Source organism: Kitasatospora sp. MAA4 (assembly GCF_029893355.1).
In the GTDB taxonomy this organism is placed as follows: Bacteria; Actinomycetota; Actinomycetes; order Streptomycetales; family Streptomycetaceae; genus Kitasatospora.
Genome location: NZ_JARZAI010000009.1, coordinates 83,838 through 107,742 on the forward strand (window position 1 = coordinate 83,838; position 23,905 = coordinate 107,742).

24 protein-coding genes and 3 pseudogenes are annotated in these 23,905 nt (G+C 72.6%); 15 read left to right on the top strand and 12 right to left on the bottom strand.

Annotation, left to right across the window (positions count from 1 at the left end):
• Window positions 1-18 precede the first annotated feature (18 nt).
• The gene (locus tag P3T37_RS14375; protein WP_280723994.1) at window positions 19-1,845 is read right to left on the bottom strand and encodes an AMP-dependent synthetase/ligase; all 1,827 of its coding nucleotides are present in this window, start codon (window positions 1,843-1,845) and stop codon (window positions 19-21) included.
• Window positions 1,846-2,171: 326 nt separating this feature from the next.
• Between P3T37_RS14375 and P3T37_RS14380 the strand changes: the two genes are divergently transcribed.
• The 6 genes from P3T37_RS14380 (at window position 2,172) to P3T37_RS14405 (ending at window position 7,444) form a co-directional block, all read left to right on the top strand.
• Window positions 2,172-4,724 (top strand): nitrate- and nitrite sensing domain-containing protein, encoded by a 2,553-nt coding sequence (locus tag P3T37_RS14380; protein WP_280723995.1) that lies wholly within the window; start codon window positions 2,172-2,174, stop codon window positions 4,722-4,724.
• Window positions 4,721-5,128 (top strand): roadblock/LC7 domain-containing protein, encoded by a 408-nt coding sequence (locus P3T37_RS14385; protein ID WP_280723996.1) that lies wholly within the window; start codon window positions 4,721-4,723, stop codon window positions 5,126-5,128. Before P3T37_RS14380 ends, P3T37_RS14385 begins: the two co-directional genes overlap by 4 nt.
• 146 nt (window positions 5,129-5,274) lie before the next feature.
• The gene (locus tag P3T37_RS14390) at window positions 5,275-5,622 is read left to right on the top strand and encodes a DUF742 domain-containing protein (RefSeq protein WP_280724161.1); all 348 of its coding nucleotides are present in this window, start codon (window positions 5,275-5,277) and stop codon (window positions 5,620-5,622) included.
• Window positions 5,603-6,220 (top strand): ATP/GTP-binding protein, encoded by a 618-nt coding sequence (locus P3T37_RS14395; protein WP_280723997.1) that lies wholly within the window; start codon window positions 5,603-5,605, stop codon window positions 6,218-6,220. Before P3T37_RS14390 ends, P3T37_RS14395 begins: the two co-directional genes overlap by 20 nt.
• A gap of 233 nt (window positions 6,221-6,453) precedes the next feature.
• Window positions 6,454-6,582: a hypothetical protein gene (locus P3T37_RS14400; RefSeq protein ID WP_280723998.1), complete on the top strand. Its 129-nt coding sequence runs from the start codon at window positions 6,454-6,456 to the stop codon at window positions 6,580-6,582.
• Window positions 6,583-6,679: 97 nt separating this feature from the next.
• On the top strand, window positions 6,680-7,444 hold the full coding sequence (locus tag P3T37_RS14405) for a winged helix-turn-helix domain-containing protein (RefSeq protein ID WP_280723999.1): 765 nt from the start codon (window positions 6,680-6,682) through the stop codon (window positions 7,442-7,444).
• A gap of 30 nt (window positions 7,445-7,474) precedes the next feature.
• On the opposite strand, the gene P3T37_RS14410 is transcribed toward P3T37_RS14405, so the two are convergent.
• Window positions 7,475-8,464 (bottom strand): aldo/keto reductase, encoded by a 990-nt coding sequence (locus P3T37_RS14410; RefSeq protein ID WP_280724000.1) that lies wholly within the window; start codon window positions 8,462-8,464, stop codon window positions 7,475-7,477.
• Window positions 8,465-8,564: 100 nt separating this feature from the next.
• Here P3T37_RS14410 and P3T37_RS14415 point away from each other — a divergent pair, with 100 nt between their 5' ends.
• On the top strand, window positions 8,565-9,581 hold the full coding sequence (locus P3T37_RS14415; protein WP_280724001.1) for an LLM class flavin-dependent oxidoreductase: 1,017 nt from the start codon (window positions 8,565-8,567) through the stop codon (window positions 9,579-9,581).
• 7 nt (window positions 9,582-9,588) lie between these two features.
• Here the strand turns inward: P3T37_RS14415 and P3T37_RS37055 are convergent, their stop codons facing one another.
• From P3T37_RS37055 to P3T37_RS14430, 3 genes and pseudogenes are all read right to left on the bottom strand, one after another.
• Window positions 9,589-9,975 carry a Clp protease N-terminal domain-containing protein gene (locus P3T37_RS37055; RefSeq protein ID WP_348533241.1) on the bottom strand — a complete coding sequence of 129 codons (387 nt, stop codon included), beginning with the start codon at window positions 9,973-9,975 and terminating at the stop codon, window positions 9,589-9,591.
• Window positions 9,973-10,161, bottom strand: a pseudogene (locus tag P3T37_RS14425) (Clp protease N-terminal domain-containing protein); the annotation flags it as partial. The pseudogene P3T37_RS14425 and the gene P3T37_RS37055, both read right to left, overlap by 3 nt.
• Before the next feature lie 43 nt (window positions 10,162-10,204).
• A complete protein-coding gene (locus P3T37_RS14430; protein ID WP_280724002.1) occupies window positions 10,205-10,420 on the bottom strand; it encodes an RNA polymerase subunit sigma-70 in 216 nt (71 codons plus the stop codon).
• Window positions 10,421-10,527: 107 nt separating this feature from the next.
• On the opposite strand from P3T37_RS14430, the gene P3T37_RS14435 reads away from it, so the two are divergent.
• Complete coding sequence (locus tag P3T37_RS14435; protein ID WP_280724003.1) at window positions 10,528-10,974, top strand: group III truncated hemoglobin; 447 nt, start codon at window positions 10,528-10,530, stop codon at window positions 10,972-10,974.
• 4 nt (window positions 10,975-10,978) lie between these two features.
• On the opposite strand, the gene P3T37_RS14440 is transcribed toward P3T37_RS14435, so the two are convergent.
• From P3T37_RS14440 to P3T37_RS14450, 3 genes are all read right to left on the bottom strand, one after another.
• Window positions 10,979-14,191, bottom strand: coding sequence for an error-prone DNA polymerase (locus P3T37_RS14440; protein WP_280724004.1), 3,213 nt, complete (start codon window positions 14,189-14,191; stop codon window positions 10,979-10,981).
• A 66-nt stretch (window positions 14,192-14,257) separates the two neighbouring features.
• A complete protein-coding gene (locus tag P3T37_RS14445; protein ID WP_280724005.1) occupies window positions 14,258-15,838 on the bottom strand; it encodes a DNA polymerase Y family protein in 1,581 nt (526 codons plus the stop codon).
• A 1-nt stretch (window position 15,839) separates the two neighbouring features.
• Window positions 15,840-16,550, bottom strand: coding sequence for a hypothetical protein (locus P3T37_RS14450; protein ID WP_280724006.1), 711 nt, complete (start codon window positions 16,548-16,550; stop codon window positions 15,840-15,842).
• 219 nt (window positions 16,551-16,769) lie between these two features.
• Between P3T37_RS14450 and P3T37_RS14455 the strand changes: the two genes are divergently transcribed.
• Window positions 16,770-17,867: a MerR family transcriptional regulator gene (locus tag P3T37_RS14455; protein WP_280724163.1), complete on the top strand. Its 1,098-nt coding sequence runs from the start codon at window positions 16,770-16,772 to the stop codon at window positions 17,865-17,867.
• Between the two features lie 81 nt (window positions 17,868-17,948).
• Here the strand turns inward: P3T37_RS14455 and P3T37_RS14460 are convergent.
• The 3 genes and pseudogenes from P3T37_RS14460 to P3T37_RS14470 all read right to left on the bottom strand — a co-directional run.
• Window positions 17,949-18,311 (bottom strand): annotated as a pseudogene (locus P3T37_RS14460) (D-alanyl-D-alanine carboxypeptidase); the annotation flags it as partial.
• Window positions 18,312-18,486: 175 nt separating this feature from the next.
• Window positions 18,487-18,738, bottom strand: a pseudogene (locus P3T37_RS14465) (D-alanyl-D-alanine carboxypeptidase); the annotation flags it as partial.
• Window positions 18,735-19,184, bottom strand: a complete 450-nt coding sequence (locus tag P3T37_RS14470) for a D-alanyl-D-alanine carboxypeptidase (RefSeq protein WP_280724007.1) — start codon at window positions 19,182-19,184, stop codon at window positions 18,735-18,737. The pseudogene P3T37_RS14465 and the gene P3T37_RS14470, both read right to left, overlap by 4 nt.
• Before the next feature lie 120 nt (window positions 19,185-19,304).
• Here P3T37_RS14470 and P3T37_RS14475 point away from each other — a divergent pair, with 120 nt between their 5' ends.
• From P3T37_RS14475 to P3T37_RS14500, 6 genes are all read left to right on the top strand, one after another.
• Entirely contained in the window at window positions 19,305-19,847 is a 543-nt protein-coding gene (locus P3T37_RS14475; protein ID WP_280724008.1) for a hypothetical protein, read from the top strand.
• Between the two features lie 101 nt (window positions 19,848-19,948).
• Window positions 19,949-20,440 (top strand): peptidylprolyl isomerase, encoded by a 492-nt coding sequence (locus tag P3T37_RS14480; RefSeq protein ID WP_280724009.1) that lies wholly within the window; start codon window positions 19,949-19,951, stop codon window positions 20,438-20,440.
• Between the two features lie 153 nt (window positions 20,441-20,593).
• The gene (locus tag P3T37_RS14485; protein ID WP_280724010.1) at window positions 20,594-21,301 is read left to right on the top strand and encodes an RraA family protein; all 708 of its coding nucleotides are present in this window, start codon (window positions 20,594-20,596) and stop codon (window positions 21,299-21,301) included.
• Between the two features lie 95 nt (window positions 21,302-21,396).
• On the top strand, window positions 21,397-21,771 hold the full coding sequence (locus tag P3T37_RS14490) for an FKBP-type peptidyl-prolyl cis-trans isomerase (RefSeq protein WP_280724011.1): 375 nt from the start codon (window positions 21,397-21,399) through the stop codon (window positions 21,769-21,771).
• Window positions 21,772-21,912: 141 nt separating this feature from the next.
• Window positions 21,913-22,464, top strand: a complete 552-nt coding sequence (locus tag P3T37_RS14495; protein ID WP_280724012.1) for a TetR/AcrR family transcriptional regulator — start codon at window positions 21,913-21,915, stop codon at window positions 22,462-22,464.
• Between the two features lie 52 nt (window positions 22,465-22,516).
• Window positions 22,517-23,524: an NAD-dependent epimerase/dehydratase family protein gene (locus P3T37_RS14500; RefSeq protein ID WP_280724013.1), complete on the top strand. Its 1,008-nt coding sequence runs from the start codon at window positions 22,517-22,519 to the stop codon at window positions 23,522-23,524.
• Here P3T37_RS14500 and P3T37_RS14505 read toward each other — a convergent pair.
• Window positions 23,511-23,903 carry a MerR family transcriptional regulator gene (locus tag P3T37_RS14505; RefSeq protein WP_280724014.1) on the bottom strand — a complete coding sequence of 131 codons (393 nt, stop codon included), beginning with the start codon at window positions 23,901-23,903 and terminating at the stop codon, window positions 23,511-23,513. The two genes, P3T37_RS14500 and P3T37_RS14505, sit on opposite strands and share 14 nt — an antisense overlap.
• Window positions 23,904-23,905 lie beyond the last annotated feature (2 nt).

The following is a 23,905-nucleotide window of genomic DNA, read 5'->3' on the forward strand; positions in this document are numbered from 1 at the left end:
TTAAGGTTCAGCGCTGCCTCAGGAGGTGTAGAGCTCCTCGATGTCCGCGGCGTACCAGTCCGCGATGGCCTTGCGGCGCAGCTTCAGCGAGGGGGTCAGCAGTCCCTGCTCGACCGTGAAGTCCCTGGGCAGCAGCCGAAAGGCGCGGATCGACTCGGCGCGCGAGACCGCGGTGTTGGCGGCGGCCACGGCGCGCTGGATCTCGGCGTGCAGCTCCTCGTCGGCCAGCGAACTCCACTCGTCCTGCGCGGGCCGGCGGCGGCTCCGCTGCCAGTGCTCCAGGGCCCGCGGGTCCAGCGTGATCAGCGCCGCCACGTACGGCCGGTTGTCGCCGACCACCAGGCACTGCGAGACCAGCGGATGGAGCCGGACCCGCTCCTCCAGCGCGGCGGGCGCCAGGTTCTTGCCGCTGCTGGTGACGATCAGCTCCTTCTTGCGGCCGATGATGGTCAGATAGCCGTCGCCGTCCAGCGAGCCGAGGTCGCCGGTGGCGAACCAGCCCTCACGCAGTGTCTCGGCCGTGCACCGCGGGTGGTTGAGGTAGCCGGTGAAGACGCTGCCGCCGCGCACCCACACCTCGCCGTCCTCGGCGATCACCAGCGAGGCGCCGGGGATGGGCTTGCCGACCGTGCCGAACTTGGGCCGGCCCGGCGGGTTCGCGGTGATCGCCGCGGAGGTTTCGGTGAGGCCGTACCCCTCGTAGACCGTCATCCCGGCGCCGGCGAAGAAGAGCCCGAGGTCGCGGTTGAGGGTGGAGCCGCCGCACATCACATTGCGCACTCGGCCGCCGAGCGCGGCCCGGATCCGCTGGTAGACCATCCGGTCGAAGGCCAGATGACGTGCCTTCAGGCTCGGTCCCGGCCCGGTCCCGTGCCCCAGCGCCTTGCGCTCGTTGGCCCGCGCCCAGCGGACGGCCACCTCGGCGGCCCGTTCGAAGAGCTCGCCGCGACCGGAGGTCTCGGCGGCGTGCCGGGCCTGTGCGTACAGCTTCTCGAAGACATAGGGGACGGCGTGCAGGAAGGTCGGCCGGAACGAGGCCAGCGCGGGCAGCAGCGCGTCGGCGCCGAGTTCGCCGACGTGCCCGAGCCGGATCCCGCCGCGCAGCGCGGCGATCTGCACCATCCGCCCGTACACGTGGGCGAGCGGGAGGAAGAGGAGGGTGGAGGCCTGGTCGCTGCTGTGCTCGTTGAAGAGTTCTCCCCAGCCGGCCAGCATGTTGTCCGCCTCGGCCGAGAAGTTCCCGTGCGTCAGCAGGCAGCCCTTGGGGCGGCCGGTGGTCCCGGAGGTGTAGATGACGGTGGCGATCGACTCGGCGGTGACCGCCAGGCGCTGGCGGTGCACCAGGGCGTCGGGTACGTCGCGGCCGTCCTCGGTCAGCCGTTCCACGCAGCGCTGGTCCAGCTGCCAGATGTCGGCCAGGTGCGGCAGGGCGTCGCAGACCGCCCCGACGGTCATCGCGTGGTCCTCGTTCTCGACCACGCAGGCCACCGCGTGGGTCTCGGCCAGGATCCAGCGCACCTGCTCGGCGGCGGCGGTGGGGTAGACCGGGACGGGGATCGCGCCGATCGACCAGAGCGCGTAGTCGAAGAGCGTCCACTCGTACCGGGTCCGCGCCATCAGTGCGACCCGGTCGCCGAACCGTACGCCGCGGGTCAGTAAGCCCTTGGCCAGGCCGAGGACTTCGTCGCGGAACCGGCGCGCGCTCAGGTCGCTCCAGTCCTCCTGCGCGCTGGTGCGGCGGGAGAACAGCAGGACGTCGGGGCTGCGCTCGGCGGTGTCGTACACCGAGTCGGCGAGCCCGCCCGGCGCGGGCGGGGCCAGCGGCGGGGTGCTCAGCTCGTGCACGATCCTCCTGGCCGTCTTCCGCCCCTCCCGGGGCCCGGGGTCGAAGCTATCGGATCGCGGCGGCGCTGCCCAGGGCTGCGGTGGGCCCGGAGTGGGATCGGCACCGGTCGGGCCCAGTGGTGCCAGTGGTCATGCGCCTGCCAACAACGGCTTTATTCGCGGCCTTGTCGGATGTCCGGACCCCTTCGAACAAGGATGGAAGGAGTAGTAAGCTCGCGCAGATCCAACGGCTTGACGCTCCTGTCGGGCCTGCTCGGCCTGCCGTATGCCCCGCTCGCCCGGGCCGGACCGACCGTCCACTCCGGGCACATCCGACCGAGGACTTCATGCGTCTGCGCAGCAGCTCGATCCGCGCGAAGATCATCGCGCTGCTCCTGGTGCCCATCGTCGCGCTCGTGGGCCTGTGGGCCTACGCCACGCTGGCCACCACCAGCGACCTCTGGAACCAGCTGAACATCGCGTCGACCTACCAGAGCTTCGGCGCCCCCGTGGACCAGCTGACCCGCGACCTCCAGGACGAGCGCCGGGCCGCCGTCCTGCGGCTGGCCAGGCCCCAGGCCGAGGGCGTCCAGGACGACTATCAGAAGGCCCAGACCGTCACCGACCAGGACCTCCAGGCCCTGCGCAACCGGCTGGACGGATCGAACGCGGGCAAACTGAACGCCACCGAGCGGGCCAGGCTCCAGGACGTCCTGACGGAGGCCGCCGCCCTCGCGGTGCTGCGCGGGCAGGTCGGTCGCGACGGGGTGAGCTGGGAGTTCGCGCTCAGCCAGTACAGCGACCTGATCAAGCCCGGCTTCACCTTCCGGTCCGCCTTCATCAGCGCCCAGAGCGGCCAACTGGCCCGCCAGGGAACGATCCTGATCGAGCTGGTCCGGGCCCGCGAGTACCTCTCCCAGGAGGACGCGGCGATGGAGGGCCTCCAGGCGAGCGACCAACCCAGCGCGAGCGAGTACCAGTTGGTGCTCGACCCGATGCACGACCAGGAAGCGCTCTTCACCGTCTACATCGACGAACTGGATCCGACCGACCAGGCGGACTACCAGGCCGTCCGCTCCGACCCCGCATTCGCCCAGCAGGACGTCTTCGAGCGGGAGTTCCAGAGCGCCACCGACCCGGTCTTCGCGGCCAGCGCCCTCGGCACCGAGGCCTGGCGGTACACCGCCGACCAGACCCTGGACGAGCTCGCCGGGGTCAACACCAGGCTCGCCGACGCCATCGGCACCCGCGCCACCGCGTACGCGATGGGCCTGGTCTGGCGCGGCGCGATAGCCGGCCTGGTCGGCCTGCTGGCGATCGCGCTCTCCATCCTGATCTCGCTGCGGATCGGTCGCGGCCTGGTCCGCGAACTGATCGGCCTGCGCAACGCCGCCAACGAACTGGCCGACACCCGGCTGCCGTTGGTGATGCGACGGCTGCGGCACGGCGAACAGGTGGACCTCGCCGCCGAGACGCCGGACCTGGAGTTCGGCCAGGCCGAGATAGGCCAGGTCGGCCGGGCCTTCAACTCCGTGCAGCGGGCCGCGATCCAGGCCGCGGTGGAACAGGCCGACCTGCGGCGCGGCGTCTCGGCCGTCTTCGTCAACCTGGCCCGCCGCAGCCAGGTGCTGCTGCACCGCCAGTTGACCCTGCTGGACACCATGGAGCGGCGCACCGAGGACCCGGCCGAGCTGGACGACCTCTTCAAGCTCGACCACCTGACCACCCGCATGCGCCGGCACGCCGAGGGTCTGATCATCCTGTCCGGCGGCTCGCCGGGCCGCGCCTGGCGCAAGCCGGTGCGGATGGTCGACGTGGTCCGCGCGGCCGTCGGCGAGGTCGAGGACTACGCCCGGGTGATCGTCCGGCCTTTCCCCGGGACCGGGCTGCTCGGCAGCGCGGTCGCCGACGTCACCCACCTGATCGCCGAACTGGTCGAGAACGCCGCGGTCTTCTCGCCGCCGCAGACCCAGGTCACCGTCCAGGGCGAGGTGGTCGCGCACGGGTTCGCGCTGGAGATCGACGACCGCGGGCTCGGGCTGAGCGAGCAGTTGCTCGCCGAGATCAACCAACGCCTTGAAGTGGAGCAGGAGTTCGACCTCGCCGACACCGACCGGCTGGGCCTCTTCGTGGTCAGCCGGCTGGCCCGGCGGCACGGCATCCGGGTCCACCTGCGGCCCTCGCCGTACGGCGGGACGAGCGCGGTCGTGCTGATCCCGCGGGAGCTGCTGGCCGAGGTACCCGGCGGGATCGCGGAGCCCGCGGCAGCGGCCGCCCCCGCCGCCGCTGCTCCGGCCCGGCAGCGCGAGCTGGTGGCGGTGACCGGCGGAGCGGCCGAGGCCCAGCAGCGGCGTCCGGAGGCGAAGCCGCGCGGGCATCAGCGCCCGGTCACCGGCCCGCAGCCCGTCGGCGCCGAGCCCGCGCGCACGCCGGGCGGGCTGCCCCGGCGGCGGGCGAACGGCGGGCCGGTGCTGGTGCCGTCACCCGGCGGAACCGGTCGGCACCGGCGGGCCGGCCAGGGGGAGCCGGGAGCGGAGCCGGAGGACTCCGCTGCGGCGCCGACTGCTGCCGGGTTGCTGCCGCGCCGGGTCCGACAGGCCAACCTGGCACCGCAGTTGAAGGATGCGGCGACGGCCTCGGGCGCGCCGCAGGCGGCTCGTGAGCGGTCGCCGGAGGAGGCGCGGGCCACCTTCACCTCGTTCCAGCGGGGCTTCAGCCGCGGCCGGGCCGCGGCTCCCCCGGTCGCGCCCGCGCCCGCGCCGGCCGTCCCCGCACCGGCTGCGCCGGCGCCGTCCGTTCGGGACGGGCGTCGGGCGCTGACCTCCGCCCCCGTACCTCCGGCTCTGCCGGCAGCTCCACGACCAGCACAACCCGCACCACTGGAAGGACATGATCGATGACCGCAATGACCCAGGCGTCCGGCGACCTGAACTGGCTCCTGGACGAACTGGTGGGGCGGGTCGCGTCGTTGAGGCACGCGGTCATCCTCTCCAGTGACGGACTGGCCACCGGCGCCTCGCAGGCGCTCGGCCGCGAGGACGCCGAGCACCTGGCCGCGGTGGCGGCCGGATTCCACAGCCTGGCCAAGGGGGCCGGCCGGCACTTCGGTGTCGGTGGCGTGAGACAGACCATGATCGAGCTGGACGAGGCGTTCCTCTTCATCACGGCTGCGGGGGACGGCAGTTGCCTGGCCGTCCTGTGCGACGCGGAGGCCGACATCGGACAGATCGCGTACGAGATGGCGCTGCTGGTCAAGCGGGTCGGCGAGCACCTGGCCGCGGATCCGCGGACGCCGGCCGGATGATCGGGCGGGGGGCGGCCGAACCGCCGGAGCCGGTCGAGTTGGAGTCGGTCGAGTTGGAGTCGCCAGCGCCGGAGCCGGTCGACTTGGAGCCGGTCGAGCGCCGACTGCCCGAGGAGGCGCAGTGGTTCGACGACGAGGCGGGCCCGATGGTCCGGCTCTTCGCGATGACGCGCGGTCGGACCCGCCCGGCCGCCGACGGCTTCTTCGACCTGATCTCGCTGATCGCGCTGCGGGACCCGGCCGAGCGGGACGCTCAACTGCCCATGCCCGTCCTGGATCCCGAGCACCATGCGATCCTCGACCTGTGCCGGCGCGGACCGCTCGCCGTCGCCGAGCTCGGCTCGTACACCGACCTGCCGGTCAGTGTGGTGCGGGTGCTGCTCGGTGACCTGCACGACGCCGACCTGATCGACGTGACCCGACCCGTCCCGCTCGCCGAACTCCCCGACGAGCGCCTGCTCCGGGAAGTGATCAATGGACTCCGCGCACTCTGACGATCCGTCAGCCGGTGGACGGCGAAGCGGCATTCCCGGCGTGCCGGCGATCACGCTCAAGATCCTGGTGGCCGGCGGGTTCGGCGCGGGCAAGACCACGCTGGTCGGCGCGGTCAGCGAGATCCGCCCGCTGCGCACCGAGGAGCGGCTCAGCGAGCTGGGCCGGCCGTTCGACGACACCGCCGGGGTGGAGGCCAAGCGCACCACCACGGTGGCGATGGACTTCGGGCGGATCGACCTGCGCCCCGGGCTCGCGCTCTACCTCTTCGGCACCCCCGGGCAGGACCGCTTCTGGTTCGTCTGGGACGAGTTGGCGCTCGGCGCACTCGGTGCGGTGGTGCTGGCCGACACCCGGCGGCTCGCCGACTGCTTCCCGTCGGTGGACTTCTTCGAGCAGCGCGGCATCCCGTTCGTGGTCGCGGTCAACTGCTTCGAGGGCACCGAGGTGTTCGCGGTCGAGGACGTCCGCAGTGCGCTCGACCTCGACCCCGGTGTCCCGGTGCTGCTCTGTGACGCACGGCGGCGCGAGGACGGCAAGGAGCTGCTGGCCCGGTTGGTGGAGCACGCTGCCGCGCGTCGGACGCCGGGGCGCGGCTGAGCCGTCGGCCGTCAGCCCCCGGCCCGCGGCCGTCCGCTGAGCGGTTTCCGGGACTCCGGTTTCCACGAAGTGGACAGAGTTGCCGTGCGGGCGGTCGGCATGGAACCCTCGGATCATCACACCGAGGCGCGAGACCCGCGCCGGGCGGATCACCGGGGGAGGGCAGAGTCATGAGTGCGCATCGTTCGCATCCGATGCCGTGCTGCGCCGCCGTCATCTGCTTCAATGGGGACATGCACACCACCGTGGACAGCAGCCGAGGTCGCCACGACCTCGAGCCGTTCTGGCCGTCCCGGCAGCCGCACCTCTTCGACCAGACCTGTCCGGGCTCGCCTCGCGCGTCCCGGATCTCCCCCAGCTGACCTCTCGGGTCACCGACCCCGGTCAGCTGCGGACAGCAGAGCCCGGCCGACGCGCAGACGAATCCCCACCCACCGTCTCGCGCGAAAGAGCTGCCTCATGTCCTCCTCCTCTGCCACCCTCACTGCTCCCGCCGCCACCCCGCACCTGCGGGCGGTCCGTTCGGTCTCCACGCCGCCCTCCGGCGCCGAGCGATGGCACACCGCCGCGGCGCCGCACACACCTGCGCAGGCTGCTCCCGCGCAGGCCGCTCCGGCCACGGTCCCGGTCTCGCCCGAGCTGCTCAGCGCCCTGCCGGCGGGCGCCGCCGTGGTCGCCGCGCTCCCGCACTCGGCTCTCCCGCAGGGTCTTCTCGCCCAGTACGGCGCCCAGTTGGGCGTGCAGGTCGGCGCGCATCCGCTGGTCGGCTACCTGGTGCTGGTGCCGGCCGAGGCGGCTCCGGTGGCCGAGGCGCCGGCCGCCGTCCGGTCGGTGTCGCAGCCCGCGTTCGTCCCGGCCGCTGCCGCTGTTGCCGCCACCGCCGACTCCGCTGCCGCGCCGGGCCGCCCGGCGCGCGCGGCCCGTCCGTCCGCTCGCGGCATCAGCGTCGATCCGGACCGCCGGGCCGCCTACGTCGACGGGGAGCTGCTCGACCTCACCTACCTGGAGTTCGAGCTGCTGGCGCACCTGACCCAGCACCCGCAGCGGGTGCACACCCGCGACTACCTGGTCTCCGCGGTGTGGGGCTACGGGCACATCGGCGACGGCCGCACGGTCGACGTCCATGTCGCCCGCCTGCGGCGCAAGTTGGGTGCGGCGCACCGCGACAGCATCGTCACGGTGCGCCGGGTCGGCTACAAGTACGTGCCGACCGCCGGGATCTGAGCACCGATCGGCCGGTTGTCCAGTGGGGGCTCAGCCGGACAGCCGGTCGATCTCGGCCAGCTCCTCGGCGCTCAGCGGTGCCGCCGCCAACGCGTCGATGTTCTGGTCGAGTTGCTCCACGCTGCTGGCGCCGATGATCACCGAGACCACCCGCGGGTCCCGCAGTACCCAGCACAGCGCGAGCTGCGCCAGGCTCTGCCCGCGCTGCTCGGCGACCCGGTTCAGGGCCCGCAGCTGCTCCAGCTTGGCGCCGGTGAGCGCCTCCTCCTTGAGGAAGTGGCCCACCGACATCCGCGACCCCGCCGGGACCTCGCCGCTGAGGTAACGGTCCGTCAGGAGCCCCTGGGCAAGCGGAGAGTAGGCGATCAGACTGGTCTGGGTGTCGCCGACGGCATCCAGCACGTCGTCCTCGACGGCGCGGTCCAGGATGGAGTAGCGGGCTTGGTTCAACAGGACCGGGGTGCCCAGTTCGCGCAGGATCGCCACCGCCTCGCGGTGCTGCTCGGCCGGGTAGTTGGAGATGGCGGCGTAGAGCGCCTTGCCCTGGCGGACGGCCGACGCGAGCGCGCCCATGGTCTCCTCCAGCGGCGTGTCCGGGTCGTGGCGGTGCGAGTAGAAGACGTCCACGTAGTCCAGGCCCATCCGGCCCAGCGACTGGTCCAGGCTGGCCAGCAGGTACTTGCGCGAGCCGCCGTCGCCGTACGGGCCGGGCCACATGTCGTAGCCCGCCTTGGAGGCGATGAACAGCTCGTCGCGGTAGGGGCGGAAGTCCTGGGCGAAGAGCGTGCCGAAGTTCCGCTCGGCCGAGCCGTACGGCGGACCGTAGTTGTTGGCGAGGTCGAAGTGGGTGACACCCCGGTCGAAGGCGCGTCGCAGCACGGCGCGCTGCACCTCCAGCGGCTGGGTGTCGCCGAAGTTGTGCCACAGACCGAGCGAGACGGCGGGCAGCTGCACACCGCTGCGCCCGGCGCGGCGGTAGGTCATCGAGGCGTAGCGGGAGTCGGCTGCGAGATAGCTCATGACGGCATCCTGCCAGGTCGGTCGAGGTGCCACGATCACCGCCACAGCCCCCGTCCCGGGCCGTCGTGCCCACCCTTCCCTCTCGTGAGGAGTCACCGCGATGCGGTTCATCGTCTCGTCCCTGCTCTCCAACGGACCCGACCCGGTCACCGGGCGGCAGTACAGCGCCGCCGAGAAGTACCGCAACGTCGTCGACCAGGCCGTCACGGCCGAGGAGTTCGGCTACGACGGCTACGGCGTGGGGGAGCGCCACGGCGAGCCGTTCCTCTCGCCCTCGCCCGCGGTGCTGCTGGCCGCCATCGCGGCCCGGACCTCCGCCATCCGGCTGTTCACCACCGTGACGGTACTCAGCATCCTGGACCCGGTCCGGGTGGCCGAGGACTACGCGATGCTGGACCAGCTCTCCGGCGGCCGACTGGAGCTGATCATCGGCAAGGGCAACGACCCGCGCCACTTCGCGCTGTTCGGTCTGGAGGAGGAGCAGCAGTGGTCGCACCTGGCGGAGAACTACGGTCTGCTGCACCGGCTCTGGCGTGAGGAGAAGGTGACCTGGGCCGGTACCACCCGTCCGCCGCTGACCGGGGTGACGACCCATCCGCGCCCTCTCCAGCAGCCCGTTCCGGTCTGGCACGGCAGCGCCACCAGTGAGCAGTCCACCGACCTGGCGGCCCGCTACGGCGACCCGCTCTTCTCCGCGAACAGCTTCCATCCGCTGGAGAAGTACCGGGCGCTGGTGGACCACTACCGCGAGCGCTGGGCGCACTACGGCCGCGCCCCCGAGGACGCCAGGGTCGGCACCGGGTTCGGCGGACTCTTCGTGGCCAAGCGCTCGCAGGACGCGGTGGAGGGCTTCCGCCCCTACTGGAACGCGCTCTTCGCCTCCGCCGCCGGCCGGCACAACAACTCGCCGTTCAGCTCCCTGGAGGACGCGCTGGAGCGCGGTTCCGCACTGGTCGGCAGCCCGCAGCAGGTGATCGACAAGATCCACCGCTACCACGAGGCGTTCGGCAACGAGGTGGTCGGGATCGGCGTGGACTCGCTGACCGAGGAGCTGCAGCGCGAGCAACTGGCGCTGTTCGCAGCGGAGGTGGCGCCAGTGATCCGGCGCGAACTGTGAGCCGGGCCTAGCCGAGGGTGGGCAGGACGGCGGCCCGCACCGCTGCGGGGTCGAGCCCGTGGTCGCGCATCACCTGGACGGCCATCCCCTCGTTCTCGCCGATCAGTCCGAGCACGAGATGGCCGGGCCGGATCGCGCGCTGCCCCATGGCGACGGTCTCGCGCACCGCGAGCTCCAGCACCTTCTTGGTCTGCCGGGTCCACGGCTTGCGTCCGCCGATCCGGCTCGCGCGCGATCCGCGGCGCGACTCGACCGGGTCGCCGCCCGGTCCGTCCAGGGCGCCGGGACCGAAGGCGGCCTCCACCGCCTCGCGTACGGCGGTCAGGTCGATGCCGATGGTGCCCAGCGCCTGGGCGTCCACCCCGGACGGGTTGCCGGCGAGCAGGCGCAGCACGGCTGCCCGGGCGGTCTCCAGGTCGAGCCCGGAGCGGATCAGCACGTCCACGGCCGGATCGTCGGTGAGGTGCAGCAGGCCGAGGAGGAGGTGCTCGGTGCCCACGTGGGTGTGGTGCAGCTCGCCGGCCTCGGTCAGCGCCAGCGGGATCGTTCGGCGGGCGTCATCGGTGAATCGCTCCAGCATGGTCGGGTCACTCTCCTGGTCGAGTTGTCGAGTGCTCGCGGTGTCACGAGGTACGGCGGGCGTGCTTCTTGTGGACCGCCTGCCGGCTGACGCCGAGGCAGGCGGCGATCTCCTGCCAGGACCAGCCGTGCGCCCGGGCGTTGCCGACCTGGAGGTCCTCCAGCCGGTCGGCAAGGTCGCGCAGGGCACGGACGGCACGGAGGCCGACGGCGGGGTCGCGGCTGCTCGCATCTGCTGCGAGCTGGTTGGTCTCGCTCATAGTGTCAACATAGGTTGACGCCGATCGCTTGTCAACCTTGGTTGACACGGTGGGCTGGGGTGGCGGTCCGGTCTACGGTGGGGGCGAGAGCAGAGGAGCCCAGCGCCATGCGCACCGACATCGCCCGCACCGACATCGCCACCCGCGCCGACCTGGAACGCCTGCTGCGCCGCTTCTACGGCGCGGCCTTCGCCGACCCGCTGATCGGGCCGTTCTTCACCGAGATCGCCGGGATGGACCTGGAGGCCCACCTCCCGCACATCACCGACTTCTGGGAGAGCACCCTGCTGCGGTCCGCGACCTACCGCCGCAACGCCTTCGCCCCGCACGCCGCCCTGCACGAGCGGGAGCCGATGACCGCCGCGCACTTCGGGCGCTGGGTCCAGCTCTGGTCCGCCGCCGTGGACGGGCTGTACCGGGGACCAGTGGCCGACCGGGCCAAGGCCCAGGGCGAGCGGATCGCGCTGGCCCTGCTGCGCCGAACCTCGGGTGAGGGCACCGACGGCGGCGAGGGCGGCTTCGTCCCACTCTCGGCCGTTCTGCTGCGCAGCTGAACGCTCACACGGCCACCCGCAGCGGGGCCAGCCGGGTGGCGACCAGATTGGTCGCGCCCTGGTTGCGCTCGATGTGCCCGTGGATGAGCAGCCCGGCCCGGTCCAGCGCGGTCCGGCGGTGCGCCTCCCAGACCGGACGGCTGCACACCACGTTGATCAGGCCGGTCTCGTCCTCCAGGCTGATGAAGAGCACCCCGCCTGCGGTGGGCGGGCGTTGGCGATGCGTCACCAGCCCGCCGACCAGGACGGGAGTGCCGTGCGCGATGCCGGGCAGCGCGGACGCGGGGAGCGCCCCGCAGCCGTCCAGGATCGGCCGGACGTGTTCGACGGGGTGGCTGGTGGCGGAGGAGCCGGTGGCCCACAGGTCCGCGATGGTCTCCTCGACGGGCGTCATCGCGGGCAGCGCCGGTGCGGTGGTTCCGGGGGTCGTCCCGGGCAGCACTCCGGGCCCGCTGCTCGCCAGGGCGCCTGCCGACCACAGGGCCTGACGACGCGTCAGGCCGAAGCAGCGGAACGCCCCGGCGGTGGCCAGCGCCTCCAGGGTCGGGGCCGGCAGGCCGGTGCGGCGGGCGAAGTCCTCCAGGTCGCGGTACGGCTGCCCGTCCACGACCCGCCTCGCCTGCTCGTCGCCCAGCCCCCGGACGGTCGCCAGCCCCAGGCGGATCTCCGGGGCGTCCCGGGGCCCTTGCAGGATCGGCCGGGCCCGGCTCGCGTTGACGTCCACCGGGTGCACGGTCACCCCGTGCCGGCGGACGTCCGAGATCAGGCTGAGCGGCGAGTAGAACCCCATCGGCTGGTTGGCCAGCAACGCGCAGGTGAAGGCCGCCGGATGGTGGTACTTGAGCCAGGCGCTGGCGTACACCAGATAGCCGAAGCTGATCGAATGGCTCTCCGGGAAGCCGTAGTTGGAGAAGGCCTCGATCTTGGCGTAGATGTCCTCGGCGACCGGCTCCGGGATGTCCCGCGCGGCCATCCCGTCCAGCAGCCTGCGGCGCAGCTCGGCCACCCGCTGGTGGGAGCGCTTGGACCCCATCGCCTGGCGCAGCTGGTCGGCCTCGGCGCCGGTGAACCCCGCGCAGTCGATGGCCAGTTGCATCATCTGCTCCTGGAAGAGCGGCACCCCCAGGGTCTTGCCGAGGGCCCGTTCCATCAGCGGGTGCGGACAGTGGGCCGGCTCCAGCCCGGCGCGCCGGCGCAGGTACGGGTGGACCGAGCCGCCCTGGATCGGCCCGGGCCGGATCAGCGCGACCTCCACCACCAGGTCGTAGAACGTGCGCGGCTTCAGCCGGGGAAGGGTGGACATCTGGGCGCGCGACTCGACCTGGAACACCCCGACGCTGTCCGCCCGGCAGAGCATTTCGTAGACCGCCTCGTCGTCGTCCGGGATGCTCGCCAGGTCGTAGCGCGTGCCGTGGTGCTCGGCGATCAGGTCGCAGGCGTCGTGCAGGGCGGAGAGCATGCCCAGGCCCAGCAGGTCGATCTTGACCAGGCCGGCCCCGGCCGTCGACTCCTTGTCCCACTGCAGGACGGAACGCCCCGGCATCCGGGCCCACTCGGTCGGGCAGATCTCGCCGATCGGGTCCTCGGTCAGCACCATGCCGCCCGAGTGGATGCCCAAGTGGCGTGGTATGCCGTGCAGTTGACTGCCGAGCGCGAGGACGTCGCCGGGGATGACGGCGTCCGGTCCGGGGGCCGAGTGGAAGTCGGCCTGCCGGGAGAAGGCGGTGACCTGGTCCATCGGATAGCCGAGCACGCGGGCCGCGTCGCGCAGCGCGAGCCGCGGCCGGTAGGTGATCACGTTGGCGACCTGGGCCGCGTGGTCGCGGCCGTAGCGCCGGTAGACGTACTGGATGACCTCCTCGCGGCGGCGGTGCTCGATGTCCAGGTCGATGTCCGGCGGCCCGTCCCGGTCCATGCTGAGGAAGCGCTCGAAGAGCAGCCGGTAGTGGATCGGGTCGACCGCGGTGATGCCCAGGGCGTAGCAGACCGCCGAGTTGGCGGCCGAGCCGCGGCCCTGGCACCAGATGTCCGCGCGTCGGCAGAACTCCACCAGGTCGTGGACGATCAGGAAGTAGCCTGCCAGATCCAGCCGTTCGATGATGTCCAGCTCGTGGGCGAGCTGCTCCCGGGCCTCGCGGTGGTCCGGGTGCGCGGGGCCGAAGCGCTGTGCCGCACCGCGGGCGGTCAGTTCGCGCAGCAGGCTGATCGGGGTGTGCCCGGGCGGCACCGGGAAGCCAGGCAACTTCGGTGCGAGAGAGCCGAATTCGAAGGAGCAGGCGCGGCCGAGTTCGACGGTGGCCTGCTGGACGCCGGGGAACCGGGCGAGCCTGCCGGCCATCTCGGCCCCCGAGCGCAGGTGCGCGGTGCCCGCCGCCCTGGTCCAGCCGGCCGCCTCCTGGAGCGTCCGCCTGGCCTGCAACGCGGCCAGCCCCTGGGCGAGTCGGCCCTGAGCGGGTGAGGCGTGGTGGACGTTGTTGGAGGCGACCACCGCCAGTCCGGCCCGGGCGGCCAGCGCGGCCAGCGCGTCGCCCCGCGCGTCGTCGCCGGGCAACCGGTGGTCGATCAGCTCGACGAAGACGTTCTCCGGCCCGAACGCGTCGGCGAGCGAGCGGAGTTCACCCAATGCGGCGGCCTCCCCGCGCTCGCTGAGCGCCCGCTGCACCCGGCCGCTGCGGCAGCCGGTGAGGACGGCCCACTGTCCGCCGTGCGCGTCGGCGAGCCGTTCGAAGTCGTACGCGGGACGGCCCTTGCCCTCGCCCGCCAGCTGGGCGGCGCTGATCGCGGCGGAGAGCCGGCGGTAGCCCTCCGGGCCGCGGGCCAGCACGAGCAGGTGCTCGCCCGGGCGCTCGCTCCGGCCGGCGCGGAGGTTCAACTCGGCGCCGAAGACGGTACGCAGGCCCGCCGCCCCCGGGGTGCGGCGGGCGGCCTGGGCGAGCCGTACGGCTCCGTACAGGCCGTCGTGGTCGGTGATCGCGAGGGTCTCGACGCCGAGCCGGACCGCCTCCTCGACCAGGTCCTCCGGCTCGCTGGCACCGTCCAGGAAGCTGAAGGCGGAGTGCACGTGCAGCTCGGCCCAGCGCTCGGAGGGCGGGGGCGGCACCGGGAGCGGCAGCGGCAGCACGGTCGCCTCCGCCTTCGCCGGGGGAGTGCGGCCCTGGCCCGCCATCCGTCGTTGGAGCTCGTTCCAGGGAAGCCTGGACAGGCTGTCGAATCCCATATCTCCTCTTCCCCTTCCGCTCCTTGTCCCTTCCTCTCCCTCCCTCCGATCCCTCCCTCCGGTCGCTCAGGCATAGGCCGCCTCCACCGCCCAGCCGCCGTCCTCCACCACGAGCAGCAGGGCCCGGCCGTCCGCGAGGGCGACCTGGAAGCGGGCCCGGCGGCGCGCCGACCCGGGGTCCCACCACCGCTCGACGGCGGGCCACGGCCCGGCCCAGCCGGTGACGGCGAAGGTCCGCCCGGACAGCGTCAGCCGGGCGGGCGGCGCCGAGACCTCGGCCCGTCCGGTCACCCGTACCGGTACGCCGTCCGCGTCGAGCACGGCCACCGGCGTCGGCACCGGCAGGACGACCGGCGGCGCCAGCCGGCCGAGCTGCCCGGGCCACGGGGCGTCCCGGTCGGCGGCGGGCGGCGGGTGATCGCCCCAGGGCACCCGGACCAGCACCTCACCGGGCCCGCGCCCGCCCGCCGGTTCGATCCGGCTGAGCCCGTCGTACCCCAGCAGCGCCTGCACCCGGGCGGCCGCCCGTTCCACCCGGTCCTCGACCAACGCCTGTCCCCAGAGCGCCAGTTGCCGCCCGTGGTTGGCCACCAGCTCGTCCGGCACCAGGCGCAGCGCGGTGAAGCCGCCCGACTCCGGAGCGAAGAACCCGGTGCCCTGCCAGGCCTGCAACTGCCAGCGGACCCGTTCGGCGAGCGCCGGAGCGGGCAGCCGCCCCTCGTGCTGCCACAGCCGCCGGGCCGTTCGCCCGTCCGCGCAGGTGACCTCGACGCCCACCCGGCGGCAGGCCAGTCCGGCCCCGGCGAGCGCGCTGTGCAGGCGCTCGGCGAGGGTGCGGGCGACGAAGACCAGCGGTTCGGCGAGCAGTTCTGGCGGGTCGAAGAGCTGCTCCACGGTCAGGTCGAGCCCCGGCGGCCGGGTGGCGGGCGGCCGGGCCTCCAGCCCCTGGGCCAGCCGGTACGCGGCCAGGCCCGCAGGCCCGAACCGGTCGGCGACGGTGGCGGAGGGCAGAGCCGCGAAGTCGCCCAGCGTCGACACCCCGAGCCGCACCAGCAGCCCGGCCAACGGCTCGTCGTCGAGAACGCCGACGGGGTACGGCGCCAGGAAGGCGGCGGTCCGCCCGGCAGGGACGACCTCCCCGGCCCGGGCGGCGAGCACACCGGCGAACACCCCGTCCGCCACCCCGACCCGCGGCCCGTCCGCCGGCCCCTGCCCCTGCCCCGCGCTGACCTCCTCCACCGACCGGGCCACCGCCGCGACCAGCGCCTCCTCCCCGCCGAAGTACCGCGCCGGCCCCTTCACCTGGATCGCGCAGAGCCCCGGCCGCACCACCTCGACCCGTGGCGTGAACGCCTCGACGGCGGCCACCACGGGTTCGAACCGCCGGGTCTCGGCCTCCGGATCCCGCTCGCGCAGCCGCAGCTCGGGGCAGAGCCGGTGGGCGAACCGCAGCCGCTGCCCGCGCCGCACCCCCGCCTCCCGGGCCGCGTTCGAACACGCCAGCACCCGCCCGCCCTCCACCACCGCCACCGGTCCGGCGGCCTCCGCCGCACTGCAGGTGGCGGCGATCGGCCAGTCGGGGCACCAGACCACCAGCACCCGGAGCGCGCTCACCCGGCGCGCCGTGTCGTTCTCAACAGCAGTCATCTCACACCGCCGTCAACCCACCCCGCCCCACGACGTCCCTCGGCTCCCCACCGAGTCCTGCCCGCTCTGCTTCTTCCAGCTCTTCCGCCTCGGTCAGCGCCCGGACCACCCCGTGCCCGTCCGGCAGCCACAGCCGCGCCGTGCGCCCGCGCGCCGCCGCCCCGCGACCCTCCACCACGACCTCCGCCTGCCGCCCGGCCAGCAACCCATGGCCGTCCCCGAGCCCGACCCACCGGCTGCTCCGGACCCCCAGCCGCAGCTCGGCCCCGGGCCAGTCCCCGGCCACCAGCAGCACACAGCCGCTACGCCGCAGCACCGCCCCGAGCCGGGCCGCCGACCGCGCCGCGACCGGACCGGACGGGCGCAGCAGCACCACCTCCACCGCCCCGGCCAGCGCGGACACCACCTCGGGCCAGTGCGGCCCAGGAGCGTCCACGAGCAGCAACCGCTGCGGGTCGATCCCGTACCCCGTCGCCGCGAGCAGCCCGAGCTCCGGCATCCCCACCGCCGCACACCACCCCTGCGCCGCCCCGACCCCCGCCGCGAGCGCGAGCAGCAGCCCGACATCGCCCACCACCGACACCACGGTCCCCCGCCGCACCCCGCCCCCGGGCAGCACCCCCACCAGCGCACCCCCCGCCCCCGGAGTCGCACCGCCCTCGGACGGCACCGACACCGGCACCGCCTGCTGGACGAGTACGGGAGTGGCCACCCCTCCAGCATCGAACATCTGTTCGCAAAGATTCAAGTCGAATCCCGCCCGATGACGCTGCGTACATGTGACTGTTCCTTCCTGTTGGCGGCTGTTCACGGGAGTCAGGAGTCGCCTCGGGCCGTTGCTTCGCGTTCGGCTCCTGCTGCCGTGAGTGAGGTGCTTGACCCTCACGCGGCGTCAGGCTGCATAGTCGGAGCCGTGGAGGATCACTGGACCGTGGGACGCGTGGCCGAGCTGGCCGGCGTGAGCGTCCGCACGCTGCATCACTATGACGAGATCGGGCTCGTTCGGCCGTCGGCGCGGACCCTGGCCGGGTATCGGGCCTATTCGGCGGGCGACGTGGAGCGGCTGCGGGAGGTGCTGGCCTATCGGCGCCTCGGCTTCGGGCTGCGGGAGGTTGCGGAACTGGTCGGCGACCCGTCCACCGACGCGGTCGCGCACCTGCGCCGACTGCGTGGCCTGCTGCTGGAGCGGCGTGATCGCGCTGACGCCATGGCCGCGGCCATCGACAGGGAACTTGAGGCACGGGCGAAGGGACTGAAGGTGACACCGGAAGAGCAACTGGAGATGCTCGGTGCACGGCTGTACGACGCGATCGGCGGTGCCTACACCGCGACACGGCGTACCGACCCGCGGATCGCCGCGCAGATCTGGGACGCACTCGGGGACGCGCAGACGGTGCTGAACGTCGGCGCCGGCACCGGCTCCTACGAGCCTGCCGATCGCGACGTGATCGCAGTCGAGCCATCGGCGGTCATGCGGGGGCAGCGGCCTGCCGGCGCGGCGCCGTGCGTGGCCGCCGCCGCGGAGAGCCTGCCGTTCGAGGACCACTCCTTCGACGTCGCGATGGCCGTCTCCACCGTTCACCACTGGGGAGACCCGATAGCGGGGCTGCGCGAGATGCGGCGCGTGGCCCGCCGCGTGGTGGTGCTCACGTTCGACACCGACGAGCCCGGATGGCAGGACCGGTTCTGGCTCACCCGCGACTACCTGCCCGAGTTCGCCGCCGTCCTCGCGGAGTTTCCCTCGCTTGCCGGGATGGCCGACGCGATCGGCGCCCGCGCTGAGCCGGTGCCCATCCCGTGGGACTGCGCTGACGGCCTGTTCGAGGCGTTCTGGCGCCGGCCGGGGGCGTATCTGGAGGATCACGTGCGCCGTGCGATGTCGGTGTGGACGAGGGTCGGGCCGGAGGCCGAGCAGCGGGCGGTACGAAGCCTCAGCGCTGACCTCGAATCCGGCCGGTGGGCTGAGCGCAACAGCGACCTCGCCGAGCTCTCCGCGGCAGATCTCGGCCTCCGCCTGCTTGTGGCTTGAACGGCGTGGCAGGGGCGGATGCCGAACGGGTGGGGCTGATTCCTGCCCCACCCGCCGGCGGTCCGCCACTGTCCGCGGTGCCTAGTGGGACGCCTCCTGCTGGAGCAGGACGGAAATCTGGCTGAGGTCGTTGATCACGTCGATGAACGAGTCGAGGCTCGGTGTCGAGGCGCCGTTGACCACGAGGAAGAAGGTGCGCAGGCACCCCTGGTCGCCCACCAGGTAGCCGCCGAGGGTCTGGCCGGCCACCGCGAACTGCTGGTTCAGGAAGTCCTGGCCCACGGCGGAGCCGGTCTTCGCGAAGACCTTGCCCTTGGCCGGGCAGTCGGTGGTGCAGTACCTGGCGAGGCTGCCGTCGACTCCGAGGATCGGCTGAGCGAGCCGGAAGGCGTCCGCGTCCGGGGTGTGCAGCCAGTACTGCAGGATCTCGTTGATGGCGCGCGGGGTGGCCCGGTCGACCGGGTCGCCGCCGCGGCGAGGGCGGGGAGACGTAGGCGGCCACCCTGTCGCTGCCGTTGTAGCTCGCGGGAAGTTCGGCCACCGGGTCGGGTCCGGTCGGCGAGGCGGTGACGGTGACTCCGGCGCGGGCGAGCGCCTCGATCAGCGCGGTGCGGCCGAAGGCGTCGGGGTCCTGGATCGGCGAGACCTTGAGCGCGGGCTGCGCGTCGGCGGCGATGGTCCCGGAGAGGCTGATCTGCGTGCCGTCGGGTGAGGCGGTGACCTGGATGTCGGTCGGGCCGCCGGCCGCCAGCGTCTGGACCGTGGAGGTGACCTGGTAGGGCGCCACCTGCGGTCGCCAGGTGAGCTGGGCGGGCCGGCCCGGGGTGGTCGGGGTGGAGAGCAGGTCGATCAGGTTGTCGTTGATGATCAGCGGGTGGGTTTCGGGTCGAGGGCCGGCGGCGTGAACTTGCGGGCGTCGACCACCACATCGCCGTTGACCTGGGTGATCCCCGCGTCGTGGACCTGCTGGGCGAGCTGGTCGATCCCGGCCAGCGGGTCCTCGGGAGTGAGGATGGCACCGGGTGCCGAGTCGGCGTACGTGTGGTCGAACGAGGTGTAGTCGACCGAGCCGTCCGCCCTGGTCCGCCCGCCCATGGTGAGGTCGCCCTGGGCGACCAGCGACAGGTTCCCGTTGAAGGTCGAGCCGACGCGCTCGCCGACCGCCTGAACCGGGGTGGTGAAAGTGTAGTCGGGGCCGAGGGTGTGCCAGGCCGCGGACTCGGTGAGCAGGGTCGGCGGAGTCCTCCGGCACTCCAGCGCCCGCCGAATGGCGGTGGTGCCACACCGTGTTCCGCGACGTCGATGCCGCCACCGCATTCGGCCGGCTCCTCGACGGGGACGACTGTCCACGCGTCAGATTCGTGAAGGGTCGCGAGATCCCGCGCTGACCCCTGAAATCGGGCTGCGCGGGGGCCGACTGCCAGGCAGCATGGCGGGGTGCCGGATCTGCTGTGGGATGACGTCAAGTACTTCTTCGATCTTGAGGAGATGGGATCGCTGCCGGACGTGCGCGTGCCCGGCACCTCGGTGGCGGACTGGCAGGCGGTCCTCGACCTCGTTGGTGCGAGCGGCTGGAAGTGCCGGTATTCCCAGGGTGACGTCGTGATGCCGGTGCCACGGGCGGAGGCGGTGTTGTCCCGTCCTGCCGGTGCCGAGTGCCCAGAACTGCGGGTCTGGCCGACGGCCGATGTGCTGGCGATTTTCCGCTTCCTTGCGGTGGACGAGATCGACTTCGATGTCGATCTGCGGGAGTTGCAGGGCCAGGAGCGACTCGACGTGTTCTGCGGCTTCCTGCGGGCGTTGGGGCGGCGGTTGGGCAAGCCCGTGCTGATGGACCCAGAGGGCGACTACGGGCATCCGGTGCTGGGGTTCGACGTGCTGGCCGATCGGGTCGTTCTCCTGGCTGAGCCGCCGGTCGTGTCCGGGGTTCCGCTGGTGTCGATGTCTGAGGGTGGTCATGGACGGCTGCCAGGGGGCTGAGCGTGGCGGGTGCGGGATCGGCGGGGTGCTCGGCTAGGCTCTGGTGGGTCCTGCGGGGGTGGCGAGTCTCCGAATGCAGCGATTGATGCCAGAATGACCGTATGACGATCAAGGTTTACTTCGACATCACCATCGACGACCAGCCGGCCGGGCGGATCAGCTTCGATCTGTTCGACGACGTGGTCCCCACCACCGCGGAGAACTTCCGCGCGCTGGCCACCGGCGAGAAGGGCTTCGGCTACGCCGGGTCCAGCTTCCACCGGGTCATCCCGGCCTTCATGCTGCAGGGTGGCGACTTCACCCGGGGCGACGGCACCGGTGGCAAGAGCATCTACGGCGAGAAGTTCGCCGACGAGAACTTCAAGCTCAAGCACGACCGTCCGTACCTGCTGTCGATGGCCAACGCCGGCAAGAACACCAACGGCTCGCAGTTCTTCATCACCACGGTGGAGACGCCGTGGCTGGACGGCAAGCACGTCGTCTTCGGTGAGGTCACCGAGGGCCAGGAGCTCGTCAAGAAGATCGAGTCGCTCGGCTCGCAGAGCGGCCGCACCAAGTCCAAGATCACCATCTCCGAGTCCGGAGTCATCTGACGCTCCCGGGTCTCACACCCGGTCCCCGACGGGGGCCACACTCTGCGCGCGTCCGCCGGCGAAACACGCCGACGGGCGCGCGCCGTGCGTTATGCATGGTGTGGCCGAAACCAGGCCGAGCCAGGCCGGACCCGAGCGGAAGCGGAGCAGCACATGGATCAGCAGGAACTTCGGCGGCGGTTCGCGACGCTGACCACGGCCCATCTGGCGGACGCCTGCCTGCGGACGCAGGTCCCGGTGCGCTGTGCGCCGGCGCCGATGCGTGCCGTCGTGCCGGGTGGTCGGCTGGCGGGGCGGGTGTCTCCGGTGCGGCATGTCGGGAGTGTCGACATCTTCCTGGAGGCCTTCGAGACGGCCGAGCCCGGCGACGTGCTGGTGGTCGACAACGCGGGACGGCTCGACGAGAGCTGCGTCGGCGATCTCGTGGCGCTGGAGGCGCAGGCGGCGGGGCTGGCCGGGATCGTGATCTGGGGGCTGCACCGCGACACGGTCGACATTCTGGCGATCGGGCTGCCGGTCTTCAGCCTGGGGACGATTCCGACCGGTCCGCAGCGCCTGGACGACCGTCCGGCGGACGCGCTGGAGTCCGCCACGGTGGGGGAGTGGACGGTGGGTCGCGCGGACGTCGTCCTGGGCGACGAGGACGGCGTGCTCTTCGTCCCGGCCGACCGCCTCGCGGATGTGCTGACGCAGGCGGAGGCGATCCGCGACACCGAGCGGCGCCAGGCCGACCAGATCCGCGGGGGCGTCTCACTGCGCAGCCAGGTGCAGTTCGACGGCTACCTCGCCCGGCGCCGGCAGGCGCCGTCGTTCACCTTCCGCGACCATCTGCGGGAAGTGGGCGGTGCGATCGAGGAGTGACACGCGGGGCGCGGCGGGGGCTGCGTCCGTCGGAGGGGGTTCTCGGTAGCGTGGGTGCCCGCCCGAAACGGCCGTGACAGTACGGAGAAGCGCGCATGAGCAGCATCGAGAAGCCCACGATCGACAAGCCCACCGGTGAGCCGCCGGCCGACCTGGAGATCAAGGATCTCTGGGAGGGCGACGGCGCCGAGGCGAAGGCGGGCGACACCGTCACGGTCCACTACGTCGGCGTCGCGTTCTCCAACGGCGAGGAGTTCGACGCCAGTTGGGATCGGGGCGCGCCGCTGGAGTTCCAACTCGGCGTCGGCCAGGTCATTGCGGGCTGGGACCGGGGTGTCGAGGGGATGAAGGTCGGCGGCCGTCGCCAACTGACCATCCCGGCGCACCTGGCGTACGGGGAGCGGGGTGCGGGCCGCACGATCGCGCCGGGCGAGACCCTGATCTTCGTCTGCGACCTGATCGCGGTCTGACCGTTCTCACTCCGCCCCGGGCCCACCGCTGACGGCGGTGGGCCCTTCTTCTTGGCCGCCTTGCTAATGACCGTCAGTCACTATGGAGATGTCAGAGCAGCTGGCGTACCCAAGCGGTGCCAGGGTCAGGGGAGTTGGAGCATGGTGCGGACGCGTGATCCGGAGGGCAAACGGGCAGCTCTGCTCGAAGCAGGGCTGCGCCTCGCGGGCAACGGCCTGCAGTCGTTGAGCGTCAACGACATCACTGCCGAGGCGAAGGTCGCCAAGGGCACCTTCTACGTCCACTTCATCAATCGCGCGGACTTCGTGCTCGCGATGCACCGCTCCTTCTTCGAGGGGACGGTCGAGCGCATCCGCACCGCGGTCGCCGCGCATCCGCCCGGTCGTGAGGCCATCCTGGCCGGCGCGTACGCCTATCTCGACGCCTGCCTGGACCAGCCCGCGCTGAAGGCGCTGCTCCTGGAGGCGCGGTTCGAACCGCTCGTCCAGGAGGAGGTCGCCGCCCGCAACGAGAACCACGCGCGCTTCGCCGCGCCGCTGTTCGCCGCCATGGGCCGAAGTGAACCGGAGATCTGCGCGCGGCTGTTCGTCGCTCTGACCTCCGAGGCGGCGCTGCTCGAACTGACCGCCGGCGGACCCGACCCGGCCGTGCGCCGGGCGCTCGCCGGGTTTCTCGAAGCCACACCGTCCTGAGCGCGAGGGCCACACCGGCCCGTGCGACAGGAGTCCCAGGGGAGGAATCACGATGAAGGCGTTCGTCACGGGCGGCACCGGGCTGCTGGGAGGCAACCTGGTGCGGCTGCTACGGGACCAGGGGCACCCGACCACCGTGCTCGTGCGCGACCGGAGCAGGGCCGAGCAGGTGCTCGGCGGCACGGGCGCGGAACTGGTCGAGGGCGACCTGCTCGACGTCGGGCGCTATGCGTCCGCGTTGGAGGGTTGCGACGTGCTGTTCCACACCGCTGCCTACTTCCGCGAGACGTTCCAGCCCGGTGCGCACCACGAGCAGCTGCAGGCGGTCAACGTCGACGGCACCGTCGCGCTGCTGGAGGCGGCCGACCAGGCCGGCGTGCGGCGGGCGGTGCACGTCAGTTCGGCCGGGGTCATCGGGCACCGGCCCGGCGGCGGCCCGGCCGACGAGAGCGTGCCACCCGGCGCCGCCGTGCTGCGCGACCCGTACCTGCACAGCAAGGTCCGTGCGGAGCAGGCCGTCGACCGTTTCCGGCGGGACCACCGCCTTCCGGTGGTCGTGGTGCAGCCGAGCTGGATGTTCGGCCCGTACGACACCGCGCCCTCCAGTAGCGGGCGCCTGGTGCGCAACTTCCTGCGGCGCGGCATCCCGGCGGTGCTGCCCGGCGGGGGCAAGGTGGCCGACGCGCGGGATGTCGCGCAGGCGATGCTCGCGGCCGCCGAGCGCGGACGCAGCGGTGAGCGGTACATCGTCGGCGGGCCCTACGTCCCACTCGCGAAGCTCCTCGCCACCCTGCAGGAGGTCAGCGGGGTGCCCGCGCCTACCCGCAGGGCGCCGTACCCGGCGGCGCTCGCGGTGGCCTGGCTCTCGCAGAGCGTCGCCCGCGCGCGACGGGTCCCGGCGCTGGTGACCGTGCAGAGCGTACGGATCCTGCGCCACAACAACCCGACCAGCTCGGACAAGGCTGTCCGCGAACTCGGCGCCTCCTTCCGCCCGTTGGAGGAGACACTGCGCGACACCGTCGCCTGGTACCGGGACACCGAGGTGGTCACCGCGGTCTGAGGGCCTGCCCCGTGGCAGCCGGGATCCTCGCTGCTGCCACGGGAGCAAGCGCGGCGGCCAGGCGATCACGCGCCTCTGTCTGAGCTGCGATGCGTTCGTCCAGGACGGCGAGGCGGTCCAGCGCGACCCGGATCCCCCGCTCGGACGGCGCTGCAGCGGCGATGTCGCCGTCCAGGCAGGGAAGGAAGGCGCGGACGTCCTCCAGAGTCAGGCCGGTGGACAGCAGATGGCGCAGGTTGCGGACGCGCACCACCGCGCCCTCGCCGTAGCTCCGGTAGCCGTTGTGCGCTCGTGCGGACGTGAGCAGGCCGGCTTGCTCATAGTGCCGCAGGGCGCGTGCCGTCACCCCGGTCAGCTTCGCCAACTCGCCGATCCGCATGG